The sequence below is a fragment of the Mesorhizobium alhagi CCNWXJ12-2 genome (assembly GCF_000236565.1).
GTDB lineage: Bacteria > Pseudomonadota > Alphaproteobacteria > Rhizobiales > Rhizobiaceae > Allomesorhizobium > Allomesorhizobium alhagi.
The window spans coordinates 28,195-53,925 of sequence record NZ_AHAM01000076.1 but is presented as its reverse complement, the minus strand read 5'-3'; the positions used below and the strand labels follow the sequence as shown (position 1 = coordinate 53,925).

At 62.7% G+C, this 25,731-nt stretch carries 23 protein-coding genes; 10 read left to right on the top strand and 13 right to left on the bottom strand.

The window, feature by feature from the left end; translation table 11 throughout:
• The 9 genes from MAXJ12_RS10655 to MAXJ12_RS10615 form a co-directional block, all read left to right on the top strand.
• On the top strand, positions 1-1,889 hold a 1,889-nt coding region (locus MAXJ12_RS10655; RefSeq protein WP_008835847.1), incomplete at its 5' end, for a glycine cleavage T C-terminal barrel domain-containing protein.
• On the top strand, positions 1,882-2,385 hold the full coding sequence (locus MAXJ12_RS10650) for a sarcosine oxidase subunit gamma (RefSeq protein WP_008835846.1): 504 nt from the start codon (positions 1,882-1,884) through the stop codon (positions 2,383-2,385). The genes MAXJ12_RS10655 and MAXJ12_RS10650, both read left to right, overlap by 8 nt.
• 76 nt (positions 2,386-2,461) lie before the next feature.
• The gene (locus tag MAXJ12_RS10645; RefSeq protein ID WP_008835845.1) at positions 2,462-3,424 is read left to right on the top strand and encodes an ArsR/SmtB family transcription factor; all 963 of its coding nucleotides are present in this window, start codon (positions 2,462-2,464) and stop codon (positions 3,422-3,424) included.
• A gap of 138 nt (positions 3,425-3,562) precedes the next feature.
• Complete coding sequence (arfA, locus tag MAXJ12_RS10640; RefSeq protein ID WP_008835844.1) at positions 3,563-5,071, top strand: arabinosylfuranosidase ArfA; 1,509 nt, start codon at positions 3,563-3,565, stop codon at positions 5,069-5,071.
• 209 nt (positions 5,072-5,280) lie between these two features.
• Entirely contained in the window at positions 5,281-7,170 is a 1,890-nt protein-coding gene (locus MAXJ12_RS10635) for an ABC transporter substrate-binding protein (protein WP_008835843.1), read from the top strand.
• Positions 7,171-7,258: 88 nt separating this feature from the next.
• Positions 7,259-8,260 carry an ABC transporter permease gene (locus MAXJ12_RS10630; protein WP_008835842.1) on the top strand — a complete coding sequence of 334 codons (1,002 nt, stop codon included), beginning with the start codon at positions 7,259-7,261 and terminating at the stop codon, positions 8,258-8,260.
• A gap of 4 nt (positions 8,261-8,264) precedes the next feature.
• Positions 8,265-9,128, top strand: a complete 864-nt coding sequence (locus MAXJ12_RS10625; RefSeq protein WP_008835841.1) for an ABC transporter permease — start codon at positions 8,265-8,267, stop codon at positions 9,126-9,128.
• Entirely contained in the window at positions 9,125-10,189 is a 1,065-nt protein-coding gene (locus MAXJ12_RS10620) for an ABC transporter ATP-binding protein (protein WP_008835840.1), read from the top strand. The genes MAXJ12_RS10625 and MAXJ12_RS10620 overlap by 4 nt, the downstream gene beginning before the upstream one ends.
• The gene (locus MAXJ12_RS10615) at positions 10,186-11,055 is read left to right on the top strand and encodes an ABC transporter ATP-binding protein (RefSeq protein ID WP_008835839.1); all 870 of its coding nucleotides are present in this window, start codon (positions 10,186-10,188) and stop codon (positions 11,053-11,055) included. Before MAXJ12_RS10620 ends, MAXJ12_RS10615 begins: the two co-directional genes overlap by 4 nt.
• 59 nt (positions 11,056-11,114) lie before the next feature.
• Here the strand turns inward: MAXJ12_RS10615 and MAXJ12_RS10610 are convergent, their stop codons facing one another.
• The 6 genes from MAXJ12_RS10610 to MAXJ12_RS10585 form a co-directional block, all read right to left on the bottom strand.
• Positions 11,115-12,185: an ABC transporter ATP-binding protein gene (locus tag MAXJ12_RS10610; RefSeq protein WP_008835838.1), complete on the bottom strand. Its 1,071-nt coding sequence runs from the start codon at positions 12,183-12,185 to the stop codon at positions 11,115-11,117.
• Positions 12,182-13,009, bottom strand: a complete 828-nt coding sequence (locus tag MAXJ12_RS10605) for a carbohydrate ABC transporter permease (RefSeq protein ID WP_008835837.1) — start codon at positions 13,007-13,009, stop codon at positions 12,182-12,184. The genes MAXJ12_RS10610 and MAXJ12_RS10605 overlap by 4 nt, the downstream gene beginning before the upstream one ends.
• Complete coding sequence (locus MAXJ12_RS10600) at positions 13,006-13,908, bottom strand: carbohydrate ABC transporter permease (protein WP_008835836.1); 903 nt, start codon at positions 13,906-13,908, stop codon at positions 13,006-13,008. The genes MAXJ12_RS10605 and MAXJ12_RS10600 overlap by 4 nt, the downstream gene beginning before the upstream one ends.
• 112 nt (positions 13,909-14,020) lie before the next feature.
• Complete coding sequence (locus tag MAXJ12_RS10595; RefSeq protein ID WP_008835835.1) at positions 14,021-15,253, bottom strand: ABC transporter substrate-binding protein; 1,233 nt, start codon at positions 15,251-15,253, stop codon at positions 14,021-14,023.
• A gap of 59 nt (positions 15,254-15,312) precedes the next feature.
• Entirely contained in the window at positions 15,313-16,215 is a 903-nt protein-coding gene (locus tag MAXJ12_RS10590; protein ID WP_008835834.1) for a sugar phosphate isomerase/epimerase family protein, read from the bottom strand.
• 9 nt (positions 16,216-16,224) lie between these two features.
• Positions 16,225-17,259, bottom strand: coding sequence for a Gfo/Idh/MocA family protein (locus tag MAXJ12_RS10585; RefSeq protein WP_008835833.1), 1,035 nt, complete (start codon positions 17,257-17,259; stop codon positions 16,225-16,227).
• Positions 17,260-17,419: 160 nt separating this feature from the next.
• On the opposite strand from MAXJ12_RS10585, the gene MAXJ12_RS10580 reads away from it, so the two are divergent.
• Positions 17,420-18,451 carry a LacI family DNA-binding transcriptional regulator gene (locus tag MAXJ12_RS10580; RefSeq protein WP_008835832.1) on the top strand — a complete coding sequence of 344 codons (1,032 nt, stop codon included), beginning with the start codon at positions 17,420-17,422 and terminating at the stop codon, positions 18,449-18,451.
• A 30-nt stretch (positions 18,452-18,481) separates the two neighbouring features.
• On the opposite strand, the gene MAXJ12_RS10575 is transcribed toward MAXJ12_RS10580, so the two are convergent.
• The 7 genes from MAXJ12_RS10575 to MAXJ12_RS10545 form a co-directional block, all read right to left on the bottom strand.
• Complete coding sequence (locus tag MAXJ12_RS10575) at positions 18,482-19,321, bottom strand: sugar phosphate isomerase/epimerase family protein (protein WP_008835831.1); 840 nt, start codon at positions 19,319-19,321, stop codon at positions 18,482-18,484.
• The gene (locus MAXJ12_RS10570) at positions 19,314-20,873 is read right to left on the bottom strand and encodes a tripartite tricarboxylate transporter permease (RefSeq protein WP_008835830.1); all 1,560 of its coding nucleotides are present in this window, start codon (positions 20,871-20,873) and stop codon (positions 19,314-19,316) included. The genes MAXJ12_RS10575 and MAXJ12_RS10570 overlap by 8 nt, the downstream gene beginning before the upstream one ends.
• An 8-nt stretch (positions 20,874-20,881) precedes the next feature.
• Positions 20,882-21,388 carry a tripartite tricarboxylate transporter TctB family protein gene (locus tag MAXJ12_RS10565; RefSeq protein ID WP_008835829.1) on the bottom strand — a complete coding sequence of 169 codons (507 nt, stop codon included), beginning with the start codon at positions 21,386-21,388 and terminating at the stop codon, positions 20,882-20,884.
• A gap of 53 nt (positions 21,389-21,441) precedes the next feature.
• Positions 21,442-22,443 carry a tripartite tricarboxylate transporter substrate binding protein gene (locus MAXJ12_RS10560; protein WP_008835828.1) on the bottom strand — a complete coding sequence of 334 codons (1,002 nt, stop codon included), beginning with the start codon at positions 22,441-22,443 and terminating at the stop codon, positions 21,442-21,444.
• 73 nt (positions 22,444-22,516) lie between these two features.
• Entirely contained in the window at positions 22,517-23,683 is a 1,167-nt protein-coding gene (locus MAXJ12_RS10555) for a dihydrodipicolinate synthase family protein (RefSeq protein WP_008835827.1), read from the bottom strand.
• On the bottom strand, positions 23,683-24,834 hold the full coding sequence (locus MAXJ12_RS10550) for a Gfo/Idh/MocA family protein (protein WP_008835826.1): 1,152 nt from the start codon (positions 24,832-24,834) through the stop codon (positions 23,683-23,685). Before MAXJ12_RS10550 ends, MAXJ12_RS10555 begins: the two co-directional genes overlap by 1 nt.
• 145 nt (positions 24,835-24,979) lie before the next feature.
• The gene (locus tag MAXJ12_RS10545) at positions 24,980-25,693 is read right to left on the bottom strand and encodes a TetR/AcrR family transcriptional regulator (RefSeq protein ID WP_008835825.1); all 714 of its coding nucleotides are present in this window, start codon (positions 25,691-25,693) and stop codon (positions 24,980-24,982) included.
• Between the last annotated feature and the right edge of the window lie 38 nt (positions 25,694-25,731).

Here is a 25,731-nt window from a genome sequence, read left to right as displayed (position 1 = left end):
CCCCTTACCTCCCCGCCGAAGCCGCTCGCCTCGGCATCACCGTGCACACCGGCGCGCGCATGGCGGGCCTGCGCGGCCCGCATCGGGTCAAGGCCGTCAGGATAGCCGGATCGGGAGCGCAAGCCGACATAGCATGCGACCTCGTCTGCGTGTCGGGCGGCTGGTCGCCGACGGCGCACATGACCTCGCATCTCGGCATAAAGTCTGGCTACAGGGACGATATCGACGGTTTTGTTCCGGGCGCGCTGCCGGCCGGCCAGTTCGTGGCGGGTGCGATAGCCGGACAATACGCGACGGCCAAGACCATCGAAGCCGGCCACCGCGCCGGATTGGAGGCCGCAACTTTCTGCGGCAGTTCTGGCCCGGCGCCATCGTCCGTGATACTCGACCTCCGCGACATGGTCTCGCCGCCGTTCCGCGACCCAGGCTCGGCCGGACAAGGCAAGGCCTTCGTTGATCTCCAGATGGACGTTACGACCGCCGACATCGCACTCGCCCATCGCGAGGGGTACGAATCTGTCGAGCATTTGAAACGCTACACCACGCTCGGCATGGGGACCGACCAGGGCAAGACGAGCAATTTTGCGGCCCTTTCGGCAATGGCCGCGCTGCGCGATGCAACGATCCCGGAGACCGGTGTCACCACTTTCCGCCCGCCCTATACGCCGGTCGCCATCGGCGCGCTCGCCGGCCGCGCGGTCGGCCACCACTTCAAGCCGTTCCGCCGAACACCGATGCACGATTGGCATATGGCGAACGGCGCCGACATGCTGGAGGTGGGGCTGTGGATGCGACCCTGGTTCTACCGCAACTCCGGCCGCGACGTGAACGAAGCCTACGTCGCCGAGATGCGCATGGTCCGCCAGGCAGCCGGCCTGATGGATATATCGACGCTCGGCAAGATCGACGTGCAGGGGCCGGATGCCGCGACCTTCCTCAACCGTGTCTACGCCAATGGTTTTGCAAAATTGCCGGTCGGGCGCGCCCGCTACGGGGTCATGCTGCGCGACGACGGCACCGTCTTTGACGACGGGACCACGACGCGGCTCGGCGAGAACCGCTTTTTCATGACTACGTCGACCGCCAAGGCGGCCGACGTGTTGTCGCGGCTCGAATTCCTGCTCGATACTGCCTGGTCTGACCTGCGCGTGTCGGTCACCTCCGTCAGCGACGAATGGGCGGCCACGTCTATCGCCGGGCCGAAGAGCCGCGAAATTCTAGCGGCTGCCTTTCCCGGTCTCGATGTTTCCCACGAAGCGCTGCCGCATATGGGCCGGCTGGAGAGCGACTGGGAAGGAAAGCCGCTCAGGATTCTCCGCCTCTCCTATTCCGGCGAGCGCGCCTACGAGATCTATGTCGGCGCGAGCGCGGGCGAACGGCTTTGGGCCCGCCTTCTGGCAGCCGGAGAACCATTCGCCCTGAAACCCTATGGGGTCGAGGCGCTTGGCGCGCTGCGCGTGGAAAAGGGCCATGTCGCCGGCCCGGAAATCGACGGGCGCACGACGCTCGACGATCTCGGGCTCGGCCGAATGGCGGGAAAGCGCACGGGTTTCGTCGGCGATGTGCTGCGCCGCCGCCCAGCATTCCAGACCGCCGACCGCCAGCGTCTGGTTGGGCTGGAATGCATCGAGGACGGCAAGCGCCTGCGCGGCGGCGCGATACTGTTCGGTCCCGATGAAAAACACGCCGGCCACGGTCGCGGCCGCATCACCTCCGTCACCTTCAGTCCCGAACTCGGCCGCTATGTTGGGCTGGGGCTGCTCGCCGGCGATATCGCCGTCGAGGGAACCGAGGTCGTCGCGGCCTATCCGATGAAAGCGGAAACCGTTCGCGCCCGGATCGTGTCGCCGGTGTTCCTCGACCCGGAAGGAAAACGCCTCCATGGCTGAAATTTCTGCATTGGAGGTGTCGGTTGCCGACTGTCCGCTCGTGCAGGTCGAGGCGTGGGATGGCAGATTGCAACAATTCGAAGCGGTTCTGCTGGGGACGTTCGGGATAGCGCTCCCTACATCGGTCGGCGAAACCGTCCGCCATCAAAACCTGCGGGCAATCAGGGTCGCTCCGCGCCGGTTCTGGTTGCTCTACGACGTTCCCGGCGGAGAACCGATCGCAGTGGATCCTGATCTTGGTTCGGTGGTCGACCTCGGCGAAGGCCGCACACGGCTTCGGCTATCCGGTCTTCGCCTGCCCGATGTTCTCGCCAAATGTATCGCTGTCGATTGGCAGTCGCCCGCCGCTGCACCCGGCAGGACGATCCAGACATCGCTCCATGGCGTTCCGATTCTTTTCCTCCGCACGGGCGAAACCGCATGTGAGTTCCTCATCCCGCGAAGCTTCTCCCGAAGCATCCTGGACTGGCTCGGCGACAGCGCCGGGGAGAGTTGAACTTGAAGGATCGCACAATTCTGGTATGCATCAGAAATTCTGATACAGTTGCGCTGTAAAGCGCTTTGGATGCGCCATGGACCTTCCGCTCAAGAACAATCGCAACTTCCTGACGATCAATGCCGAGGACGGGCTGGACGTGCTGAAAGGCCTTTCCTCCCCCGTGCGGATCAGCATCCTCAAGCTTCTCCATTCGCGCGGACCACTCAACGTCAACGATATCAGCGACGCCCTGTCGCTGCCGCAGTCGACGGTCGCGACGAATGTTCAGGTGCTGGAAAGTTGCGACCTGATCCGCACCGAAACGGTGAAGGCGACCAAAGGCCAGCAAAAGATTTGCGCGGCGCGTTTCGACGAGATCGTGCTGCGCTTCGACGACTACGATCTCAAGACCCGGTCGAACGTGATCGAGCTCTCCATGCCGCTCGGCCTCTACACCAATTGCAGCGTATCGCCGCCCTGCGGCCTGTGCTCAAGCGAGGCCATTATCGGTCTCCTCGACGTGCCTGATTTCTTCCTCGACCCGGACCGGATGAAAGCGGGGCTGATCTGGTTCGAGCGCGGCCATGTCGAATACAAGTTTCCGAACAACGCAAAGATCCTGCAGGCCGAGATCGAAGCACTCGAGTTCAGCATGGAACTATCCTCGGAAGTGCCCGGCACCAACACCAACTGGCCTTCCGATGTGAGTGTCTGGGTAAACGACGTGCTGGTCGGCACCTGGACCTCGCCCGGCGATTTCGGCGACAAGCGAGGCATCTACACGCCGCGCTGGTGGAAGCTCGAAGGCTCACAATACGGCCACCTGAAGACGTGGAAAATCACCGCCGATGGGAGCTATCTCGACGGCGAAAGGACCTCGGACGTGACGCTCGACCAGCTTCACCTCGCCGAGCATCATTCGATACGCCTGCGGGTCGGCATCGACGAGCATGCCGAGCATCCGGGAGGCGTTAACATCTTCGGCAAGGGTTTCGGCAATCACGATCAGGACATCATCCTGCGCCTGCACATTCGGCGGGAACCCGAACGCGCGTGAACTCGTAGAAGGCGCCGGCCGCTCCGTTCGACCCCCTGTATTCCGTGAACTGAACCAAGACGGGTTGACTCGCCCACCCTGTTCAGGATCAGATATTACGGGTACATATCCGAATGCCTGATACATTAGGGGAACGCGATGAAGGCGAAAGCTGTCGTCCACAAGGAATTCCGCATCGGCCGGATCGACGACCGCGTCTACGGCGCGTTCCTGGAGCATCTCGGACGGGCGATCTACACCGGCATCTACGAGCCCGGCCATCCGTCCGCCGACGAGCACGGGTTCCGCCGTGATGTCATCAAGATGGTGCGGGAGCTGAATGTTCCGGTGACCCGCTACCCCGGCGGCAATTTCGTCTCCGCCTACAATTGGGAGGACGGGATCGGGCCGAAGGAGAGCCGCCCCGTTACGCTCGACTATGCCTGGCGGACGAAAGAAACCAACGAGGTCGGCATCGACGAGTTCGCGGCATGGTGCGAGGCGGCGGGCACGGAGCTGATGCTTGCCGTCAATCTCGGCTCGCGCGGTCTCGACGAGGCGCGCGGCCTGCTCGAATACTGCAACCACCCGGGCGGCAGCCGCTGGAGCGACCTGCGCATCAAGAACGGCCGGCGCGAACCGTATGACGTGCGTCTCTGGTGTCTCGGCAACGAGATGGACGGGCCATGGCAGGTCGGGCACAAGACCGCCTACGAATACGGGCGCATCGCCAACGAGACGGCGAAGGCGATGAAGGCGTTCGACCCGACGCTGCAGCTCGTCGCCTGCGGCAGTTCGCACTCGCTCATGCCGACCTATCCCCAATGGGAAGCCGACGTCCTCGACGAGTGCTACGACAATGTCGATTACCTGTCGCTGCACATGTATTTCGAGAATTACGAGGACGACTACCTCAACTTCCTCGCCAAGCCGGTGATCCTCGACCGCTACATCCAGACCGTGAGCGGCGTGATCGACTATGTGAAAGCCAAGAAGCGGTCGAAGAAGGACATCTACATCTCATTCGACGAGTGGAATGTCTGGTATCACTGCCGCCGCCAGGACAGCGACAATTTCAAGAGCTGGGATTGGCCGGAGGCGCCGGCGCTGCTCGAGGAGGTCTACAATTTCGAGGATGTGCTCGTCGTCGGCTGCATCCTCAACACCTTCATCCGCCGCGCCGACCGCGTGCGGATCGCCTGCATAGCCCAGTTGGTCAACGCCATCGCCCCGATCACCACCGAGCGCGGCGGGCGCGCCTTCCGGCACACGATCTACTACCCCTACCTGCTCGCCTCGCGCCACGGGCGCGGCGAAAGCCTGGCCGTCGCGGTCGACACGCCGCGCTACAACGCCAAGGCGGCCGACGACGTGCCGTATATCGACGTCGCGGCGGTGCATGACCAGGCGGCCGGCACGGTCGCGCTTTTTGTCGTCAACAAGCATCCGGACGAGGAAACCGAACTCACGGTCGACCTTGCAGGCTTCCCGTCGGCTCGGCTGATCGAGCACATCCTCATCCACCATCCGGACCTGAAGGCGGTTAACAGCGCCGATGCGCCGGACGTGGTGAAGCCGCAATTGCAGAACGGCTCGTTGGTCGAGGAGGGCCGGGTTTTGTGCCGCCTCAAGCCGCGTTCCTATAATCTCATCCGGCTGTCGGTGTGATCTTTCCCGCCATGCGGCGCGCCTGCGACGGCGCTCGGCGGCACTCGAACGGAAGGAAGCAACAATCCGGGGTCACAACTTGAGTTCATATCAGATGTTGCGATATGTATCAGGTTCTATTGACCAGCTATGGTCGCCGGGTTAGCCTCCTTCCCCAACGACAACAAGCCATCGCATCACCGGTGCGACTGGTACAGGGAGGAATGACGATGCGCATCATGCGAGTCCTGGCGTTCTTCGCGAGCGCGTGGTTGGTGGCAACATCCGCGCTTGCTCAAGGCATCTCGAACCTGCCGCGCGAAGAGACCATCATCATCGAAAACCCGCAGGGCACGATCACAAACCCGCCCTGGTTCAACATCTGGATGGTGGCGCGCGGCGGCAACTCCAACGGGCTGCAGCAGCTCGGCATGGATACGCTCTGGTATATCGATCCAGATGCCGGGATCGACGGCGTCTGGGACAATTCGCTGGCCGCCGACAAGCCGCAATACAATGCCGATTTCACCGAGATGACCGTCAAGCTCCGGGAAGGCATCCACTGGAGCGACGGCGTTGAGTTCACCGCCGACGATGTCGTCTTCACAGTCCAGACGCAAATGAAGAACCCCAGCATGATCTGGGGCCCGGTCTTCCTGGCGAGCGTCGACACCGTGACGGCGCCGGACAAGCGCACCGTGGTCTTCAAGCTGAAGCGGCCCAACTCCCGCTTCCACGCCACCTTCACGGTGCGCTGGAATGCAGCCTGGATCATGCCGAAGCACGTATTCGAAAAGGTCGAAGACCCGACCAAGTTCGATTTCAATCCGCCGGTCACGATCGGTCCCTACAAGCTTCACAGCTTCGACCCGAACGGCAAATGGTACATCTGGGAGAAGCGCGAGGACTGGCAGCGCACCTCGCTTGCCCGCCATGGCGAACCAGGCCCGAAATACGCCGCCTATATCGATCCGGGCCCGCCCGACAAGCGCGTCATCCTGCAGCTCAACCACCAGCTTGATATAATCCACGACACTTCGCCCGAAGGCGTGTTCACGCTGATCAAGCAGTCGCCGACCTCGCAGGGCTGGTTCAAGGGCTTTCCGTACGCCCACCCCGATCCGACACTTCCGGCGGTCATGTTCAACCATCAGGTCGAACCGTTCCAGAATGCCGACGTGCGCTGGGCGCTGGCGCTGCTGATCGACATCAAGGCGGTGTCGATGGCCTCCTACCGCGGCGCGGCGACGATCTCGGCGATCGGCGTTCCGCCGACCGGCCTTTACGGCGAGTATTATTTCGATCCGCTGGAGCAGTGGCTCACCGATTTTGAGATCGACACCGGCAAGCAGAATTACAGACCCTATGACCCGACCGTCGGCCAGCAGATCGCCGACATGCTGCGGCCGTCGATGGGCGAGCAGATCCCCACCGATCCCAAGGAGATCGCGAAGGCCATCGGCCGCGGCTGGTGGAAGCCCAACCCGGAGGCCGCCACCCAGCTTCTGGAGCGCGCCGGCTTCACCAAGCAGGGCGATCAATGGATGAAGCCGGACGGCACGCCCTTCTCCATCACGCTTCTGGTGGAAGGCGACCAGCGTCCGGTCATGACGCGCGCCGGCACGATGATCGTGCAGCAATGGCGTCAGTTCGGCATCGACGCCAAGACGCAGGCCTACCCGTCGGACTTCTTCCCGCGCGTCGAATCGGGCGACTTCGAGGCCGCGATCGCCTGGAGCGTGGAGACCTGGGGCGGCCACCCCGACCTGTCCTTCTTCCTCGACAGCTGGCACTCGGAATTCCTGAAGCCGAGGGGCGAGCGCCAGCCGCCGCGCAACCGCCAGCGCTGGACGCATCCGGAGCTCGACAAGATCATAGAGGAGATCCGAACGATCGACTTCGACGATCCGAAGGTACAGGAGCTCGGTCAGGAATACATCAAACTTGCAGTCAGGGAGATGCCTATCATTCCGCTGATGTCGTACAATGTGTTCACAATGATGGATACGACTTACTGGACGGGATATCCGAGCGCGGATGATCCCTACACCAACCCGGTCTCGAACTGGGCGAACACCAAATACATGTTCGTCAGGCTGAAGCCCGCAAAGGCCCAATAGCGGCGGACAGGCGAGCGAGGCGGCACTCCCCCGTCTCGCTCGCGAAAAGGTGCGAATGAATGATGCAAGCCGCGGTACGGTCGAAGCGATGAGAACCTACGCGCTCTATCTCGTCAGACGCTTCGCGCAGTTCATTCTGGTCGTCTTCATCGGCATCAATATCGCCTATCTCATCACTCACCTCACGCCGGTCGATCCCGTCGAGCAGGCGATCAGCTCCGTCACCATGTTCGGTCAGTCCAGCCCCGAGATGGTCGAGGTGATGCGCAAGACGCTGCGCGAGCTTTACGGCCTCGAAGGCTCGGCCTGGGATCAGTACGTCTCCTTCTGGAGACGCATGGCGACAGGCGATTTCGGGCCATCGCTGTCGGCGTTCCCAACGCCGGTTTCGACGCTGATCTGGCAGGCGCTGCCTTGGACGCTCGGCCTGCTCGTCTGCTCGACGCTCATCGCATGGATTGTCGGCAATTTTCTCGGCGGCCTCGCCGGCTACTATCGCAAGAACAGCCTGCTCAAGGCCTTGGGCATACTGGCCATGAGCCTGCAGCCAATCCCCTACTACATCGTCGCTTTCATTCTCCTTGTCGTCTTCGGCTTCCTCTGGCCGATCCTTCCGATCAGCGGCGGCGCCGAAATGAACATCGACCGGCAAGGCTTTGCCTTCGCCGGCAGCATCATCAGGCATTCCATCCTGCCCGTGCTGTCGCTCGTGCTGGTCGGGCTGGGCGCGTGGTTCATCGGCATGCGCTCGCTGGTCTCCAACATCGTGACCGAGGACTACGTCACCTATGCCGAGCTCGGCGGCGTCGATCGCCGCCGCATCCTGTTCTCCTACGTCATGCGCAATGCGCTTTCGCCGCAACTGACCGGGCTCGCGCTGTCGCTCGGGGCCATCTTCAACGGCGCCATCATCACCGAATTCGTCTTCGGCTACCCCGGTATGGGCACACTGCTGGTCCGGGCCGTGAATTCGGGCGACTACAGTCTGGTGCTCGGCATCACATCCGTGTCGATCATCGCGGTGGCGGCGGCGATCCTGGTCATAGACATCATCTACCCGTTGCTCGATCCCCGCGTGGCGCGGAGCTGACCTGATGCTGAAGACAGTCCGCGACCTCTTCCGCTACAACCTCGAATTCGCCCTCGGCGCGATCCTGATCCTGATAGTTTTCGGCTTCGCGGCCGCCTCGTTCTTCTCGCCCTATTCACCGATGGACATTTATGTCGTCGCGCCGGACGTGCCGCCGTCTTGGGCCTATCCGTTCGGCACCAATTCGCGCGGGCAGGACGTGTTCTGGCAGCTTACGGTGGCCATCCGCAACTCGCTGCTCTTCGGCATTTCCGTCGCCTTGATGAGCCGCGTCCTGTCGCTGCTGATCGGGCTGGTCGCAGGCTATGCCGGCGGCATTACCGATCGCATCCTGATGACGATCAACGACACCTTCGTCGTGATCCCGCTGTTTCCCATACTGGTGCTGTTCTTCTTCATGATGCGCGACAACATGTCGTGGCCGATGCTGGCCATCGCGATGGCGTCGCTCGGCTGGCCCTACGACGCGCGGCTCATCCGCTCGGTGGCGCTCAGCCTCCGGACGCGCGAGTTCACCGCGATGAGCGTCTTTTCCGGCATGAGCACCCGGCAGATACTCGTGGAGGAGCATCTGCCCTATGTTCTGCCCATCGTCTTCTCGACCACGCTCAACAACATGAACTGGTCGATCGGGCTGGAGGTAACGCTTTCGGTGATCGGCTTCACCAATATCGAGACGCCGACGATCGGCACAATGATCTACTGGGCCAACCAGCACACGGCGATGGTCGCCGGCGTCTGGTGGTGGATCTTTTTCCCCGTCGTCCTGGTCATCATGACCTTCCTGGGGCTCTACCTGCTCTCCGTCTCGATGAACGAATATATCGATCCGAGAAGCCGCCTCACCCGCATGGGAGGCCAGGCATGAACGCGCGGCCGCATGCGAACGGGTCGGCGGACGTCATGCTCGACGTCAAGAATCTGCGCGCCTACTACGTCATGAAGTATTTCGGCACGCAGCGCGAGGTGCGCGCGGTCGACGACATTTCGCTGCGGGTCGGCAGGAACGAGATCTACGGCCTTGCCGGCGAATCGAGCTCCGGCAAGACCACCTTCATCAAGACCATCGCCGCGGCGATCCGGCCGCCGCTCACCGTCGTCGGCGGCTCGATCCGCTACAGCTTCCTGGACCGCGACATCTACAAGCTCGACCGTGCGGCGCTGTCGGCGATCCGCTGGCGCCATCTCTCCTATATTCCGCAAGGCTCGATGAATGTGCTCAATCCGGTTCGGCGCGTGCGCGAATCCTTCATCGATTTCGCGCTTCCCCACATGGACCTGCGGAAGCAGCAATTCTTCGCGGCCATCGTTGCGCATCTGGAGCGTCTCCAGCTCACGCCCAGCGTGCTCGATGCCTTTCCTCACGAACTCTCGGGCGGCATGCGCCAGCGCATCGCGATTGCGCTCGCCACCGTCTGCCGGCCCGATTTCATCATTGCCGACGAACCGACGACGGCGCTCGACGTGGTCGTGCAGAAAAGCGTTCTCGAGCTGATCCGCGAGGCGCAGCGGGAAATCGGCTCGTCGATGATCTTCGTCACCCACGACATGGCCGTCCACGCAAACATTTCCGACCGGCTCGGCATCATGTATGCCGGTCGCCTGGTCGAGGAGGCGCCGACCTCCGAGATCTTCAGGAGCCCGAAGCACCCTTATACGCAGCACCTCATCGCCAGTCTTCCGCGGATCGGCGATCTCTCGGCGAAGCGGGCGCTCACCGGCGCGCCGCCCAGTCTGGCCGAGCCGCCGAGCGGCTGCCGGTTCCATCCGCGCTGCCCGCTCGCCATGGACATCTGCCGCGAGACGCATCCAGAGCTGGTCAGCATCGATCCGCGCCATCGCGTCGCCTGCCACGCCGTAAGTCCCGCTGTTGGGCCGGACGGCGTGTTCGCAGCAACCGTGAAACAACGAACAGGGCTCGTTCAATGACGGGCGATCTGCTGAGCCTCGAAGGGGTGACGAAGAGCTACGCGACGGGCGGGCTGCTCGCGCGCAAAGCCTTCAACGCCGTCGACGGGGTAAGTTTCGCGCTGGATGCGTCGCGGCCCGAGATATTCGCGATTATCGGCGAGTCGGGCAGCGGCAAGACGACGCTCGCCCGCATGATCCTCAACATGGTTCCGGCGAGCGCGGGCGCGATCCGCTTCCGCGGCAAGGCGCTCGCGACCATCCGCGGCCGGCGGGCGCGGCTCGATTTCATGCGCCAGGTGCAGCCGATTTTCCAGAACCCTTACGAGGCCTTCAATCCGTTGAAGCGCGTCGACCGCTACCTCTACGCCACGGCCCGCCAGCTGGCTCGGGTCGGGCGGAAGGAAATTGACGGCGTCTGCGACGAGGCGCTGCGCAAAGTCGGCCTGTCGCTGGCGGAGGTGCGCGGGCGCTTTCCGCATGAGCTGTCCGGCGGCCAATTGCAGCGCACCGCGATCGCCCGCGCGCTTATCTCCGGTCCCGCGCTGCTCGTCGCCGACGAGCCCGTCTCGATGGTCGATGCCTCGCTCAGGATGGCCATCGTCGAACTGTTCAAGGCGCTTCGGGACGAATTCGGCGTGTCGATCGTCTACATCACCCACGACCTCGCCACGGCCTACCATATCAGCGACCGCATCATCATCATGCAGAAAGGCCGCGTTGTGGAGGGCGGCGACGCCCGGACGGTGCTCGACAATCCGCAACACCCGTATTCGAAGCTTCTGAAGAGCGCGGTGCTTTCGCCCGACAACGCCGGAACCGATGCGCAAGCCACTACGCGCGTCTCTGATCCCAATGCCGTGTCTGTTAACTTCCGGACTGTCTGAGTGCCGGCAAAGGTTGTTTCGGCACAGCCCGGGTCATGGGCGGACCAGCCGGATGCGCCTCACACCCTGACGCCGGTCGCATCATCAAAGAGATGTAGCTGATCTGACGATATCCGCACTCCAACCATGTCACCGGGGCGGACCGTACTGCGCCCTGTTTCTACTACGATGAGTTCCGGTGTCGTTGCGGCAGTGATGAAGGCCGTGAAACCCGTGGATTCAACTACAGCGACAGGAACATCGAAGCTGCCCTGCCCTGCTTCGGCGATGCCGATGTGTTCGGGGCGAATGCCTACCGTTATCTTGCGCCCGGGCTGCAGCGTCCGGTCAACGGTCAGTATCCCCCTGACGGTGCCGAGATCCAGTGCCAGGGTCTTGCCGTCATCACCCACCATCGCCGGAATGAAATTCATGGCCGGCGATCCGATGAACCCGGCGACGAATTTGTTGACCGGCGCGTCGTAAAGGTCGAGAGGCTTGCCTTGCTGCTCGATTATGCCGTCGCGCATGACCACGACGTGGTCGGCCATCGTCATCGCCTCGATCTGATCGTGCGTGACATACACGGAAGTGGCGTGCAGGCGATCGTGGAGCGCTCGAATTTCCTTGCGCATATGAACCCGCAGGGCCGCGTCGAGGTTGGAGAGCGGCTCATCGAACAGAAAAGCCTTCGGATGGCGGATGATGGCGCGGCTCATTGCGACCCGCTGACGCTGGCCACCGGAAAGCTCCCTTGGATAGCGACCCAAAAGGTGGGACAGGCCGGTGGTCGCCGCTACTTCTGCGGCGGCTTTTTTGGCCTGCGCTTTGGCGACGCCCCGGATACGAAGGCTGTAGGTGAGGTTCTCCTCCACCGTCATATGCGGATAAAGCGCGTAGGACTGGAAGACCATCGCGACGTCCCGCTTGCGGGGCGGCACGCCGTTCATCTGCTGGCCCGCGATTTTCAGGTCGCCGGTCGAAATCTTTTCAAGTCCGGCCAGCGATCGGAGCAGGGTCGACTTGCCGCAACCCGACGGGCCTACGAGCGCGACGAAAGTGCCTTCGGCTATCGATAGATCGATATCCTTCAGCGCATGGAACGAGCCGTAGTGTTTGTTGACGCCGCGCAGTTCAATCTGAATCGTCATTTGAGGGCTCCAGAGGTGAGGCCGGACACGATGCGTCGCTGCAGAAGGACGAAGATCGCCAGGATGGGCGTCACATACATTGTGGCGTAGGCCATGATGTTGTTCCACTCGTTGGTGTTCGGCCCCATGAAAGAGTTCAACCCGACGCTTGCCGGCTGAAGCTCGGCGGCCTGGATGATCGACTTCGAATAAACGAATTCGCCAAAAGCCTGCATGAAGATGAGAAGGGCGCTGACGAGGATGCCGTTTCGCGCGAGCGGCAGAACGATGCTGAAAAATGCGCCGATCCGGGAATTGCCATCGACAAGCGCGGCTTCCTCGAGTTCCTGCGGAACGCTCATAAAGGTTGCGCGCACGAGCACGACGAAGAAGGGCATGCTCTTTGCCGCAATTGCGATGATCACAGCCAGGCGCGGATATTCCAGCATTCCGAGCTGCGAAAACCCGACAAAGATCGGCGTGATCATCAAGGATGCCGGAAGAACCTGCAGCATCAGGATCAGGAAAAGCCCGACATCCACCCACGCATTGCGGTAACGCGCCAGCACATAGGCGCAGCCGACGCCCAGCACGGAAATCAGCGCGACCGAGCCGAATGCGATCACCAGCGAGTTCCAAAGGTACCGCCCCATGTTCCGGCTTTCCCAGACGAACGCGTAGGTGCTCCATTGCGGGGAGGCCGGCCAGAAGCTCGGCGGAGTCGCGAACACTTCCGAGCCGCTCTTCAATGTAGTGACATACATCCAGTAGAGCGGGAACAGGTAGATCGCGGCCATGACGATGGCGATCGCGAGCATCAGACGGTCACGTGTAGTCCCGTTCATCCGCGAACCTCATGACGCGTCGAGCGCACGTAAACCATAGCGGCAATCATGACGAAGACGATCATGACCACCGAAACCGTGGCTCCCTTGCCGAAGTCGTATTGGCGGAACGACAGCTCCCAGGCCCAGTACTGCGTCACGTTCGACGCGTTGTTCGGCCCGCCGGAGGTTATCGCGGCGAAAAGGTCGAACTGCTGCAATGTGAAAATGAGCCCAAGCGCGATGATGGCCCCTATCGTCGAGCGCATCATCGGCAGCGTGATGGTCCAGAAGCGCTGCCAGGCGTTGGCTCCGTCGAGCTCAGCGGCTTCGTAGAGGTCGCCCGGGATGCCCGAAAGCCCGACCGAAAGCAGGATCATATTGAAGGAAGTGCCGAGCCAGATGTTCGCTATGATCACCGCATAGAGGGAATAGTCCGGGTCCGAGCGCCAGAAGATATTCGCGTCGATCAGTCCGGTTTCGCGAAGGATGAAGTTCAAGACACCGAAATCGCCGGACAGTATCCAATTCCAGATGGCGCCGACGACCAAGCCCGGCATGACCCAGGAAACAAGGAACAGTCCGCGCAGCCACGAGGCGCCGGGGAAATTGACCCAGAAAAACAGCGCCAGCCCGAATCCGATCAAAAATTGGCCGGCGATCGAGCCGACGACGAAAATCAGCGTGTTGAGAAGGATGGGATAGGTTTCAGGCTGGGCAAAGAGATCGATGTAGTTTCTCAAGCCCACGAAAGGGCGCGAGAAGGTGCCGAGGCTGAACATGTCAACCTCCTGAAAGCTCATCACCACATTGTAGACGAGCGGCAAGCCGGACATCAGGAGTAGGAAACCGAGCGCGAAGGCGACAAGGGCAATGTCGAAACCCAGGCCATCCCGCATGCTCGAAAAGAGACTTTTCATCCATCCTCCACCACCCTCCGACGAGGGCCGCCTCCTGCTAGAAGTCGAGGAAACGGCCCTGCCGGGAGGAACCGTGATGACCGCTTCAGCGGTCATCCAGTGACACCTGCAGCTATCCCAGGACGCCCTTGATTTTCTCGGCAGCCTGGTCGAGGGCGTCCTTGGCGCTCATCTGGCCCGTAAGCGCCGCCTGGATGGCATCCTGGATGGCCTTCGAAATCTTCGGCCATTCCGGGTGCGGGCCGCGTGGCTTGGCGTATTTCATCTGCTCCTGGAAGACCTCGAGGGCCGCGTCCTTCAAGGGCTGGCCGGTCTTCGGGATCGCGATGTCCGATCGTGCGGGCAACTGGCCAAAATTCTGGAACAGCTTGTCGTCCTGGGAGACGAAGTACTCCAGCGCCTTGAACGCTTCCTCAGGGTGCTTGCTGGTAGCAAAGATCGCCCAATTGAAGTCGCCCATGGCCGACGAACGTTCTGCACCTGGATGGGGGATCGGCAGCAGCGCCACACCCCAGTCAAATTTTGCTTCCTGCATCATCCGGTCGAGTTCCCACGGGCCCGAGATCACCATGGCGGCATTGCCGGAATTGAAGGTGCCGGTGGAATCCCACTGGCCGCGCGTCAGCGTATCGGGCGAGGCCAGCTTCTCGTCAATAATCGTCTTCCATATCTCCAGCGCCTTCACTGCGCCTTCGGCATTGATATTGTCATAGCTGCCACCGCCCATCTGGGCCCAGGGCAGGAACTGGAACGTGCCCTCCTCATTGCCCTTGGCGGAGAAGGCGAGGCCGTAGACGTTCGCGGACGGATCGTTCAACTTGCGCGCCGCCTCCACGAGTTCGTCCCAGGTCTGCGGCGGCTTGGCGGGGTCGAGCCCCTTCGCCTTGAACATGTCCTTGTTGTAGTAGAGCGCAATCGTATTGGTCGCCTTGGGAATGCCGAAGTTCTTGCCATCCCATATGGTCGAGGCAAGCGGTCCTGGAAAATAGTTCTCCGGCTTCACGACAGAGGATTTCGCGATCATGTCGGTGAGGTCGAGGAAGGCGCCGCGCGACGAGAACAACGCATGTTCGGGGTTGTCGACGGCGATGATGTCCGGGGCCTGGCCGGAGGCATAGGCCCGCATTGCCTCGGTAACGACGTCGTCGAACTGGATCTGGCGGTATTCGATCTTGATGCCGTTGTTCTGAGCGTTGAATTCCTTGATCAGGTTGGGAGCGGGCTGGATGTCCCGGTCGAGGGACCAGAGCGTCAATGTGACATCCTCGGCCTGCGCGTTGAGGCCGAAAAAGGAGCTGGTTGCGAGAGCCAGCGCGCCGATAATCGCGTATTTGCGGAAACTCATCTTCTCCTCCGTTTCGTTGTCTTGTGACAGGCATTCCTCCATGCCGGTCACCATGCACGTCATCCCGGATCAGCGACGAACGCGCCTCCCCTGGCATTCTTGAGGTGATTGAGAGCAAAAACCTGGCCCGTCATTTCGAGCCCGTCGCGGTAGACGGGATCGTGCCAGCCCTCGATGTCGATGGATCCGCTCCAGCCCGCCAGGCGAAGCTCCGAAATGATGTCGGTCCAGTTGCTGTCGCCGAAACCCGGCGTGCGCATGAAGACGAATTTTTCCTTGCCGAAAATTCCGTGCTCCCGGATCACGTCCCACCGGATGGTCGCGTCTTTGCCATGGACGTGGAAAATCTTGTTCGCCCATTTGCGGATCTGGGGCAGCGGCTCGATGAGATAGACCATCTGGTGGCACGGCTCCCATTCGAGGCCGATATTGTCATCAGGGGTCTCGTTGAAGATCAGTTCCCAGGCATCCGGATTGTGCGCGATGTTCCAGTCGCCGCTCGCCCAATTGCCATCCATGGCGCAGTTCTCGAAGGCTATCTTCACGCCCTTGTCGGCGGCGCGCCTGGCGAGTTCGCTCCAGACCTCCTTGTAGCGGGGAAGGCTGTCTGTCAGCGGTCTGTTGCGGATGCGCCCTGTGAATCCGGCCACGCATGTCGCCCCGAAATGGTGGGCGTTGTCGATGCAATCCTTCCAGCCCTGCAGCGTCTGGAGGTCGATGTCGGTTTCCTCGAGCGGATTGCCGAACATGCCGAGCGTGGAGATGGTGATGTCGCGGTCGCCGATCGCATCCGCACAGCGCTTGCCGAGTTCGCCGAGATCCTGGCCGTCGATTGTTTGCCAGAAGAATGGTTCGAAGCTTTCGAAACCCAGATCGGCTATCTCGCGGATGCGTTTGGCCGCATCGCCCTTGGTGGCGTTTACCATGGTGCCGATGCGAATTGATTTTGCCAGGTCAGTCATTGGTTCTCCTCAGGCCGAGATAGTCACGCGCTCGCGCCGGCGAGCGCTTTGGATGGCGCCGAAAACCATGGCAAGGCTCTTGATGTTGTCGCTGCCATCCGTTTCCGGCGCGACGCCGGTGCGGATTGCGTTCAGAAAAGCTTGAATGACGCTGGCATGGCCGTGGGTATCCGCCTCGCGTGAAGGCTCCGGCACTTCGATCTCGCTCACTTCGCGCAGGAACCCCGTCTCGCCGGAAACCACATGGGCGTCGAGCTTGTCGGCGCCGTCCCAGAGCAAGGTCCCCTTGGTGCCGATTACACGCCACGCGCTTTCCCAACTCGTTCGCGCGCCCTCCGCGCACCAGGAGCCGCGATAGGTGAACACGACATTGTCGGAAAACTCGAAAATCGCATTGGCGGCCGCGCCATGGCGATACCAGGAAGCGGGCGGATTGCTTTCATGGCAATAAACCGCCAGCGGCGTCTTGCCGGAAACAAAACGCGCCGCATCGAATGTGTGGATCGCCATATCCAGCAGCAGCACGTTGTCCATCTGCTCACGAAAGCCGCCAAAGTGCGGTCCGATGAAGAAATCGCAGTGGATGCCGGTGAGCTCACCAAGAGCGCCGGTCTCGACGACTCGCCGCATCCGACGCACGCCGGAGATGAAGCGCCTGTTCTGCACGATCGCATGAATGCGCCCTGCCCGGCGTGCAAGGGCTATCAGGTCTTCTGCTTCCTCCAGCGAGGCCGCCATCGGCTTCTCGCTGAGCACGTGGCAACCAAAGCCAAGCGCCGCGCTGACGACATGGTGACGCGCCGACGGCACGACGATGTCGAAAACGATTTCGGGCCGCGTCGCTTCGAGTACGACGTTCAGATCGCTTCCGGTAATTGCATTTCCGAGGGAGAATTCTTTGGCCAGAACCTCGGCGGCCGAAAGGTCAAGGTCGACCAACCCGACGATCTCGACAGCGCCCTTCAGGGCCGGAGTTTCGGCAAGCGCTCTCAGCCAGCCTTTGGCCATAGCTCCGCAGCCACAAACCACAGCCTTCATCGGCACGATGCTCCTCCCTGACGGCATCGATCAGATCGCTGCCGGAAACGATTACGAACAGCCGATTTGGCTTCCGTAAACGTTTACGATAGTAGTTTGACGCTGATAACTGTGTCAATGGGGTGAATCGCTTGAATCGGGAACAACGGGAGAAAGATCTCGGGACATGAAAGGTATCCACCTGCTTGCCAAACATCTGAATGTGTCGATCGGGACCGTGTCGCGGGCCCTGAACGGCAAGCCGGACGTCAATGCCGAGACGCGCAAGCGGGTGCTGGAGGCGGCGGAGGAGCTTGGATACGTCCCGAACCAGTCGGGACGCGCCCTGCGCAAGGGGGCAACCGGCGTGATCGGCTTCATGATGCAGACGGGCAGCGAGATCACCGGGCATGGCGACACGTTCTTCATGAGCGTTTTCGACGGCGTGCAGACGGTTTTTGCGCGCCACAAGCTTGATCTGGTCGCCCTGCTCTGCTCATCGCAGGAAGATCCGTACGACTATCTCAGACGTATCGTGGCGCGCGGTTTCGCCGACGGCCTCATCCTGTCCTCGACCAGGCGGATAGACCATCGCTTCGACTTCCTGGCGAAGCGCAAGATCCCGTTCATCTCCCTCGGCCGCAGCCTGACCGATGTCGGCCAGCCTTGGATCGATCTCGGTTTCGAGGGCATGGCCCAGGCCTCGATCGACCGCCTCGTGGCCAAGGGCCATCGGCGGATCGCGGTGACTCGTCCCCACGACGACACGAATCTTGGCTATGTTTTCGTCGATCGGTGCCGGCAGGCGTTGGCAAACTACAACCTCGCGCTCGAGGAGGACCTGATCTTCCGTTCGATGCCGAGCGAGGCTGGCGGCTACCAGATCGCTCGCGCGATCCTCGCTTGCAAGGAACGGCCGACTGCCGTCGTGCTCGTGAACGAGACGATTGCCATCGGTCTCTATCGTGGGCTGGAGGAAGCCGGAGTGAAACCCGGACGGGATATTGCCGTCATCGGACGCCACAGTCCGCACGCTCGCTTTCTGTCGCCGTCGCTTACGTCCTTCAGTCTCAATCTGCGCGATCTGGGCATCTCGCTGGCCGAAACCCTGCTGGCCACCATGCCGCTTTATGCTGAATCGTACCCCCAAGGCGCTTCGCGACGGCTCTGGCCCCTGGATTTCGTTCCCGGTGAGAGCGACGCCTTTTCACCGAACTAGCAGCAGCCGTACTGATCCTAGCGCAGGCGTTCAGCAAACCGCGCGGAACCGCTCGACGCAGGTTGCCAGAACTTCGTCGCCGGGTTTCTTCCACCAGTTTTCGGCCGAAAAGATTTCGACTTCCTGGGGGCCCGAAAAGCCGCCGGCTTCGACCATGCGGCGGATCGCCGGCAGGTCGATGACGCCGTCACCCATCATGCCGCGATCGGTGAGCATATCGCGGGTCGGCACAAGCCAATCGCAGATGTGGTGGGCCAACAGGCGCTTAGGGCCGGCGCGCAGGATCTGCGCCTCCAACTCGGGATCCCACCAGCAGTGATAGACATCCATGGCGACGCCGAGCGCGCCGGACTTTTCCGGGTCGAGCGCGTCGCAGATGTCTAGCGCCTGGCGCAGCGTGTTCACGCAGGCCCGGTCGGCGGCGTACATGGGATGCAGCGGCTCGATCGCGAGCGGCACGCCGGCGGCAATGGCATGGGGAAGGAGGGCGGCGATGCCGTCCGTAACCATCTGCCGCGCGCCGACGATGTCGCGTGAGCTTTCCGGCAGGCCACCGACGACCAGCACCAGGCAGTCGGCATTGAGCGCCGCGGCCTCATCGACGGCGTGAAAACTGTCGTCGATCGCCGCCTGTCGGCCTGCCGCATCGGGGGCTGGAAAAAAGCCGCCTCTGCAGAGACCGGTGACCTGCAGTCCCTCCTTCCGCACGATGCGCGCCGCCTCATCCAGCCCGATGGCGGCAACCTGATCGCGCCAGGGCGCGATGGCGCGTATGCCATGGCGCAGGCAGCCCTCCACCGCCTCGACGAAGCCCCATTGCTGGCGCACCGTCGCAAGATTGAGCGACAGTCCCTCGACGATTTCAGTCATGCGGCCTCCGCGATGTCGGTTGTTCCGGGCGCTGCGCCCGGCGGAAGGAAGCGCTCGCGTGGGTCCAGAGGCCTACAGCGGTGCGGTGGAAGACAGGAATATTGAGCAGGATCGTCGCGGCGATCAGCAGAAACAGAACGACGCTGATCGGCCGGGTGAAGAAAGGCGTCAGGTCGCCATCGGAAAGCACGAGCCCCCGACGCAAATTCTTGTCCAGGAGGTCGCCCAGCACGATGCCGAGCACCAGCGGCGCCATCGGATAGTTCAGCCGGCGCAGGAGAAAGCCGACGATGCCGAAGAACAGCATGACGTAGATGTCGAAGACGCGCGAGGCGAGCGCGAAGGAGCCGACGACGCAGAGCACGAAGATCACCGGCATGACCAGCGTCTGCGGCACCTGCAGGATCTTCACCAGAAGCCGCGTCAGCGTCAGCCCATAGATCAGGATGGCGATGCTTGCGATCAGCATCATCGCCACCACATCGAAGACGAATTGTGGCGAATTGACCATGATCAGCGGCCCCGGCTGGACACCGTGGATCAGCATGGCGGCGAGCAACACGGCGGCGGGCGCGGAGCCGGGCACGGCGAGCGTCAGCACCGGGATCACCGAGCCCGGCACGCAGGCATTGTCGCCGGTCTCGGCCGCCATCAGCCCCTCGACCGAGCCCTTGCCGAATTGTTCCTTTTCCTTGCTGGCGCGACGGGCGGCGGCGTAGGAGCTCCATGCCGCCACGTCCTCGCCGACGCCGGGAATGATGCCGATGCCGGTGCCGATCACGCCCGAGCGGATGATGGTGCGCCAATATTGCAGCACGTCGCGGATGCGGGGAATGACGGCATCGAAGCTGTTCAGGATCACGTCGCGCGGCTTGTCGCGCATCACCGTCAGCACCTCGGCGAAGCCGAAGGCGCCTACCAGCGCCGGCAGCAGCGCCACGCCGCCCGAGAGATCGTGATAGCCGAAGGTGAAGCGGTCATGGGCGTAGAGCCCTTCTTGGCCGATCGTGGCGATGAACAGGCCAAGGAAGCCGGCTATCCAGCCCTTCAGCGGATCGTTGCCGGTCAAATTGCCGGAGATCACCACGCCGAATACGGCAAGCCAGAAGAATTCATAAGCACCAAACTTCAGCGCCGCTTCGCCGAGTACCGGCGTCAGCGTCGCGAGGAACAACATGCCGATCCAGGTGCCGAGCACCGAGCCGGAAGTGGCAATGCCCATGGCGCGACCGGCGAGCCCCTGCCGGGCCAGTGCATAACCGTCGAGACAGGAGGCGGCGGAAGCGGGAGTGCCGGGAATGTTGAGCAGGATTGCGCTGCGGCTACCGCCGTAGATCGCGCCGACATAGGTGCAGATCAGGATCAGGATGGCGTCGTTGGGCTGCAGCGTCAGCGTCATGGTCGTCATCAGCGCGACGCCCATGGTGGCGGTTAGGCCGGGCAGCGCACCAATGATGAGGCCGACCAGCGTGGCGACGAGCGCGTAAAGAATGGTCGTTGGCGTCGCAAAGCTCGCGATCGAATGGCCGAACATGATAAGGCCGTCGAACATGCCCATGCTCACGGCAGCCGGACCAGGAACAGTTCCTGGAAGACGTAGTGGACGGCATAGCCGGCCAGGAGGCCATAGACGACGGCGATGAGCGCGCCGCGCGCTAGCGTCCCGGCGGAACGGCGCTCGGGGAACTGGAACGCGAAAACGGTGACCGCGATGAAAATCGCCGCCGCAAGCCAGAATGGCGGCCCTCGGCCGACCAGGCCGATCGCGAAGGCGAGGCAAAGCGTGACGGCGGTGAAAAGCCGCGCCTGTGCGCCCCATACAATAGCCGGCCGGCCGGCCCCGGCAAGCGCGCCTGCCCACCAGGCGCGCAGCATCAGCACCAGCCCCATAAAGGCGAGCGCGACCCCTATCAAGCCGGGAACGATGCCCGGCGCGGAATAAATGCTCGCCTGCAAATGCTCCAGGCGGTCCATCCGCCAGGCGCCGATCATGATTGCGGCGGCGAGAGCGACCCAGCAGGCGCCGGAGACGAGATCGGCGAAGGCGGAAGGCTTGCGATCGTCCATTGGTGCTCCGAAATGGCGGGCCGTCACGACGGCGGCCCGCTGTCAGTCGTCGATCAAGGCTTCGGAATGCCCACCGTGTCCGGCGCGACCTTCGACTTGCCGGCCGCGTGGAGCTGCCAGGCGGTAACGCGGATCGCCGGCATGACGGCTTCCATCGCCTTCTCGCCGTGCGGCGCGGCGAAGATGGCGCCATTCTTGGTCGCGTAGGCCTTGATCGCCTCCGACTTGGAGACGACGTTCTCCCAGACCATGTCGAGCGTTTGCGTGACTTCGGCCGGCACGCCCTTCGGCACGAAGATGCCGAAATAATTGTCCGTCGGGCTGAAGCCGGCGACCGCCTCGGTGATCGGCGGGATCGTGCCAAAGCCCTCCAGCTCGAGCGGCTTGTCCGACAGCACCGCCAGCGGACGCAGCCGCTTGGCGCGCAGCATAGCCGCCTGCTCGACGGCAAGCTGCGTGGTCACTTCGGTCTCGCCTGCGACCGTCGCGTTCACCGCCGGCGCGCCGCCATCATAGCTGACGTGTTTGTAGGTGAGGCCGAGCGCCTGGGTGAGGGCTTCCACCGCCGCGTGGCCGGACGAGTTGATGCCGGCGGTCGCGACCGAGACCGCGCCGGGCTTCTCCTTCATGGCGGCGACCAGTTCGGCCGCGGTCTGGTACGGCGAGTCCGGGTTGACGCTGAGCACGGACACGTTGATGACGCTGAGATAAAGGTTCCAGTCCTCGACCTTGGTGTCGGCAAGGCCGCTGACGATATAGGTGCCGAGATCCTTGGCGGCGCCGGAACCCCAGGTGTAGCCATCCTTGGGAGCGTCGATCACGGCCTTGGTGCCGATCGAGCCGGAGGCGCCGGGCGTGTTGACAACAACAACTTTCTGACCGAGCGCCTTCTCGATCTCGCCTGCGGTGACGCGAACCACCTGGTCGGTTGAGCCACCCGCCGCCCAAGGCACGATGACGGTGATCGGGCGGTCAGGCTTCCACGGATAATCCTGGGCCGAGACGGCAAACGGAAACGCCGCGACGACAGCGGCAAGCACTGTTTTCTTCAGCATGGTCTTCCTCCCTGTTGTTGCGCCGGCTGGACGGGAGCACGCCCGACCGGACCGGCCCGGCATTGTTCCGGCGTCATCCGACGCCGTGCACCGCCAGTACTTTGGCCATTCGCGCGGCGGCCTGCTCCGGATCATGGAGCACGCGCGCGCGATCGGCGAAACGGAAGAGATCGGCGAGATGGAGCAGCGAACGCGCGCTCTCCTGGCCGCCGATCATGACGAAATGATCCTGCAGCCCGTTGAGATAGGCGAGAAAGACGACGCCGGTTTTGTAGAAGCGCGTCGGCGCCTTGAAAATGTGCCGGGACAGCGGCACGGTCGGCTCAAGGATGTCGAAGAACTCATTTTCGCTACCTCGCCCCAGCGCTGCAAGACCGGCGGAAGCCGCGGGCGCGATGGCGTCGAAAATGCCGAGCAAGGCGTCGGAATGGCCTTCCCCGTCGCCGACGATCAGTTCGGCGTAGTTGAAGTCGTCGCCGGTGTACATGCGCACGCCCTTGGGCAAACGCCGCCGCATGGCGATTTCCTTTTCCTTGGACAGGAGCGAGATCTTGATGCCGTCAATCTTTGATGCATGGGCCGCCAGTATGTCGAGGCAGGTGTCCATCGCCGCCCAGTGGTCAGCGGAGCCCCAGTAGCCTTCGAGCGCGGGATCGAACATCTCGCCGAGCCAGTGGATGATCACCGGCTGCTTCACTTGGGCGAGCACGCGGTTATAGACACGGGCGTAGTCGTCGGGGCTCTTGGCCGCTGCTGCGAGTGCCCGGCTCGCCATCAGAATGATGCGCCCGCCGGCGGTTTCCACAGCCTCGATCTGTTCCTCATAGGCTCGGATGACATCGTCGATCGTGACATCGCGGCCGGGTGCGAGATGATCGGTGCCGGCGCCGCAGGCTACCACCGCGCCCGGGCGGCCCCTGGCCTCGGCAACTGAGCGGGTGATAAGCTCGCGCGCTTCCGGCCAGCCGAGCCCCATGCCGCGCTGGGCGGTGTCCATGGCTTCCGCCACTGCCAGGCCGAGATCCCACAGATAGTGGCGGAAGCGAAGCGTTTTCTCCCAATCGATAGCCGGAGTCAGCCATGGATCGTTGTCGGCCAGGGGATCGGCGACGACATGGGCGGCGGCGAATGCGATGCGCGGGAAGGAAGCCGCGTCGCGGCGCTCGATCCGGATCGGCTCGCCTATCATGGCGTAGGGCTCGATCCTCCGGTCGACGGTGGGCAGCCGGATTTCGGTCATCAGATCTCCAGCGCCGGGACGTCGAGCCAGCGCCGCTCCTGCCAGCTTTTCAGGCCAAGTTCCGCGAGTTGCACGCCCTTGGCACCCTCGACGAGGTCGTATTTCCAGGGACCGTCCTCGGCGACATGGCGCAGGAACAGTTCCCACTGTTCCTTGAAGCCGTTGCCGGACGGCCAGTTGTCCGGCACCTCTTCCCAGGTGCCGAAGAAGTCGATGGTCTGCGGGATGTCGGGGTTCCACACCGGCTTCGGCGTGTTGACCCGGTGCTGGGTCCAGCATTTCGTCAGCCCGGCGACAGCCGAGCCGTGGGTGCCGTCGACATGGAAGGTGACGAGGTCGTCGCGGCGCACCCTGGTCGCCCAGGACGAGTTGATCTGGACGATGACGCCACCATCGAGTTCGAAAGTCGCATAGGCCGCATCGTCAGCGTCGGCGTCATACTTGCGGCCCTGTTCGTCGACACGGGTCGGAATGTGTGTCGCGCCGAGGCATGAGACGGATTTCACCTCGCCAAACAGGTTGTCGAGCACGTAGCGCCAGTGGCACAGCATATCGAGTATGATGCCGCCCCCATCCTTCTTGCGGTAGTTCCAGGACGGCCGCTGCGCCGGCTGCCAGTCGCCTTCGAACACCCAGTAGCCGAATTCGCCGCGCACCGAGAGCATGCGGCCGAAGAAGCCGGATTGGCGCAGCATTGCGAGCTTCTTCAGGCCGGGCAGGAACAGCTTGTCCTGCACGACGCCGTGCTTGATTCCGGCGGCCTTGGCCTTTCTGGCGAGCGCCACGGCCACGTGCAGCGTGTCGGAAACCGGCTTTTCGCAATAGACGTGCTTGCCCGCATCGATAGCGCGTTCGATGAGTTCGGCGCGCATCTGCGTGGTCGCCGCATCGAAGAATATCTCGTCCGCGCGATTGGAGAGGGCGTCGGGGAGGTCGGTCGTCCAGCGCTCGATGCCGTGCGCCCTGGCGATCGCCTCGACCTTGCCAGCATCGCGTCCGACCAGGATCGGATCGGGCATCAGCCGGTCGCCATTCGCCAGCACCACACCGCCCTGCGCGCGGATCGCCACGATCGAGCGGATCAGATGCTGGTTGAGACCCATGCGGCCGGTAATGCCGTGCATGATGATGCCGATGCGCCGCTCAGCCATCTTCGCGCCTCCGTCGCGCCAGGCGTCCGTGAGACACCTGCTGATATCAAACCGGCCAGTTCAATCCTGGCTTCAAGTAACTATTCGGTTACAAGATTGACTCGGAAATCCGTCATGGTCAAGGGGCCTTCGCAACAGTTTGCGGTCAGGGCTTCAGATAGCCGAGCACGACTTCGACGATGTGCGCGCCACGCTCCTTGAGGGCGGCGTTCGCGTTGAGGTCGCGGCCGAAGATGGTCGACAGCGTCCAGCGGTTCGACAGATAGAAGAAGCCAATGGAAGCTATCGTCACATAGAGCTGGACCGGGTCGACGCCGGAACGGAAAAGGCCTTCGCGCGCGCCGCGCGCAAGCAGCTCATCGATCAGGCCTATCAGCGGAGAATGAAGTTCCTGAATGCGGTTGGAGCGCTTCAGGTGTCGCGCCCGCATCATGTTTTCGGTGTTGAGCAGTGACAGGAACTCCGGATGTTTTAGGAAATACTCCCAGGTGAAGGTCACCAGCCGCCGCATACCTTCGTCCGGCGGCAGGTCCTCCAAATGCAGCTTGCGTTCCGCGACGCGGATGCCCCGGTAGGTTTCCTCCAGCACGGCGAGGTAGAGGTCCTCCTTGTTGCCGAAATAGTGATAGAGCATCCTTTTGTTGATCTTCGCTCGCGCCGCGATTGCATCGACACGGGCGCCGCCAAAACCTTCTGTCGCGAACTCGTGAACCGCCGCGTCGAGGATCGCCGCGCGTGTGCGCTCTGGATCCCGCGTCGCGCCTGCAGCGCTTGAACCGCGGCGGTTCTTTGCCCGCTTTTCGCCGGCGGCGCGCGCCGCCGTATCGGCGGAGGCGGTCGCCTCTTTCGTCTGAGTCATACCCGGCCCTACCTAGTTACCCCACCCTTACCAACGGC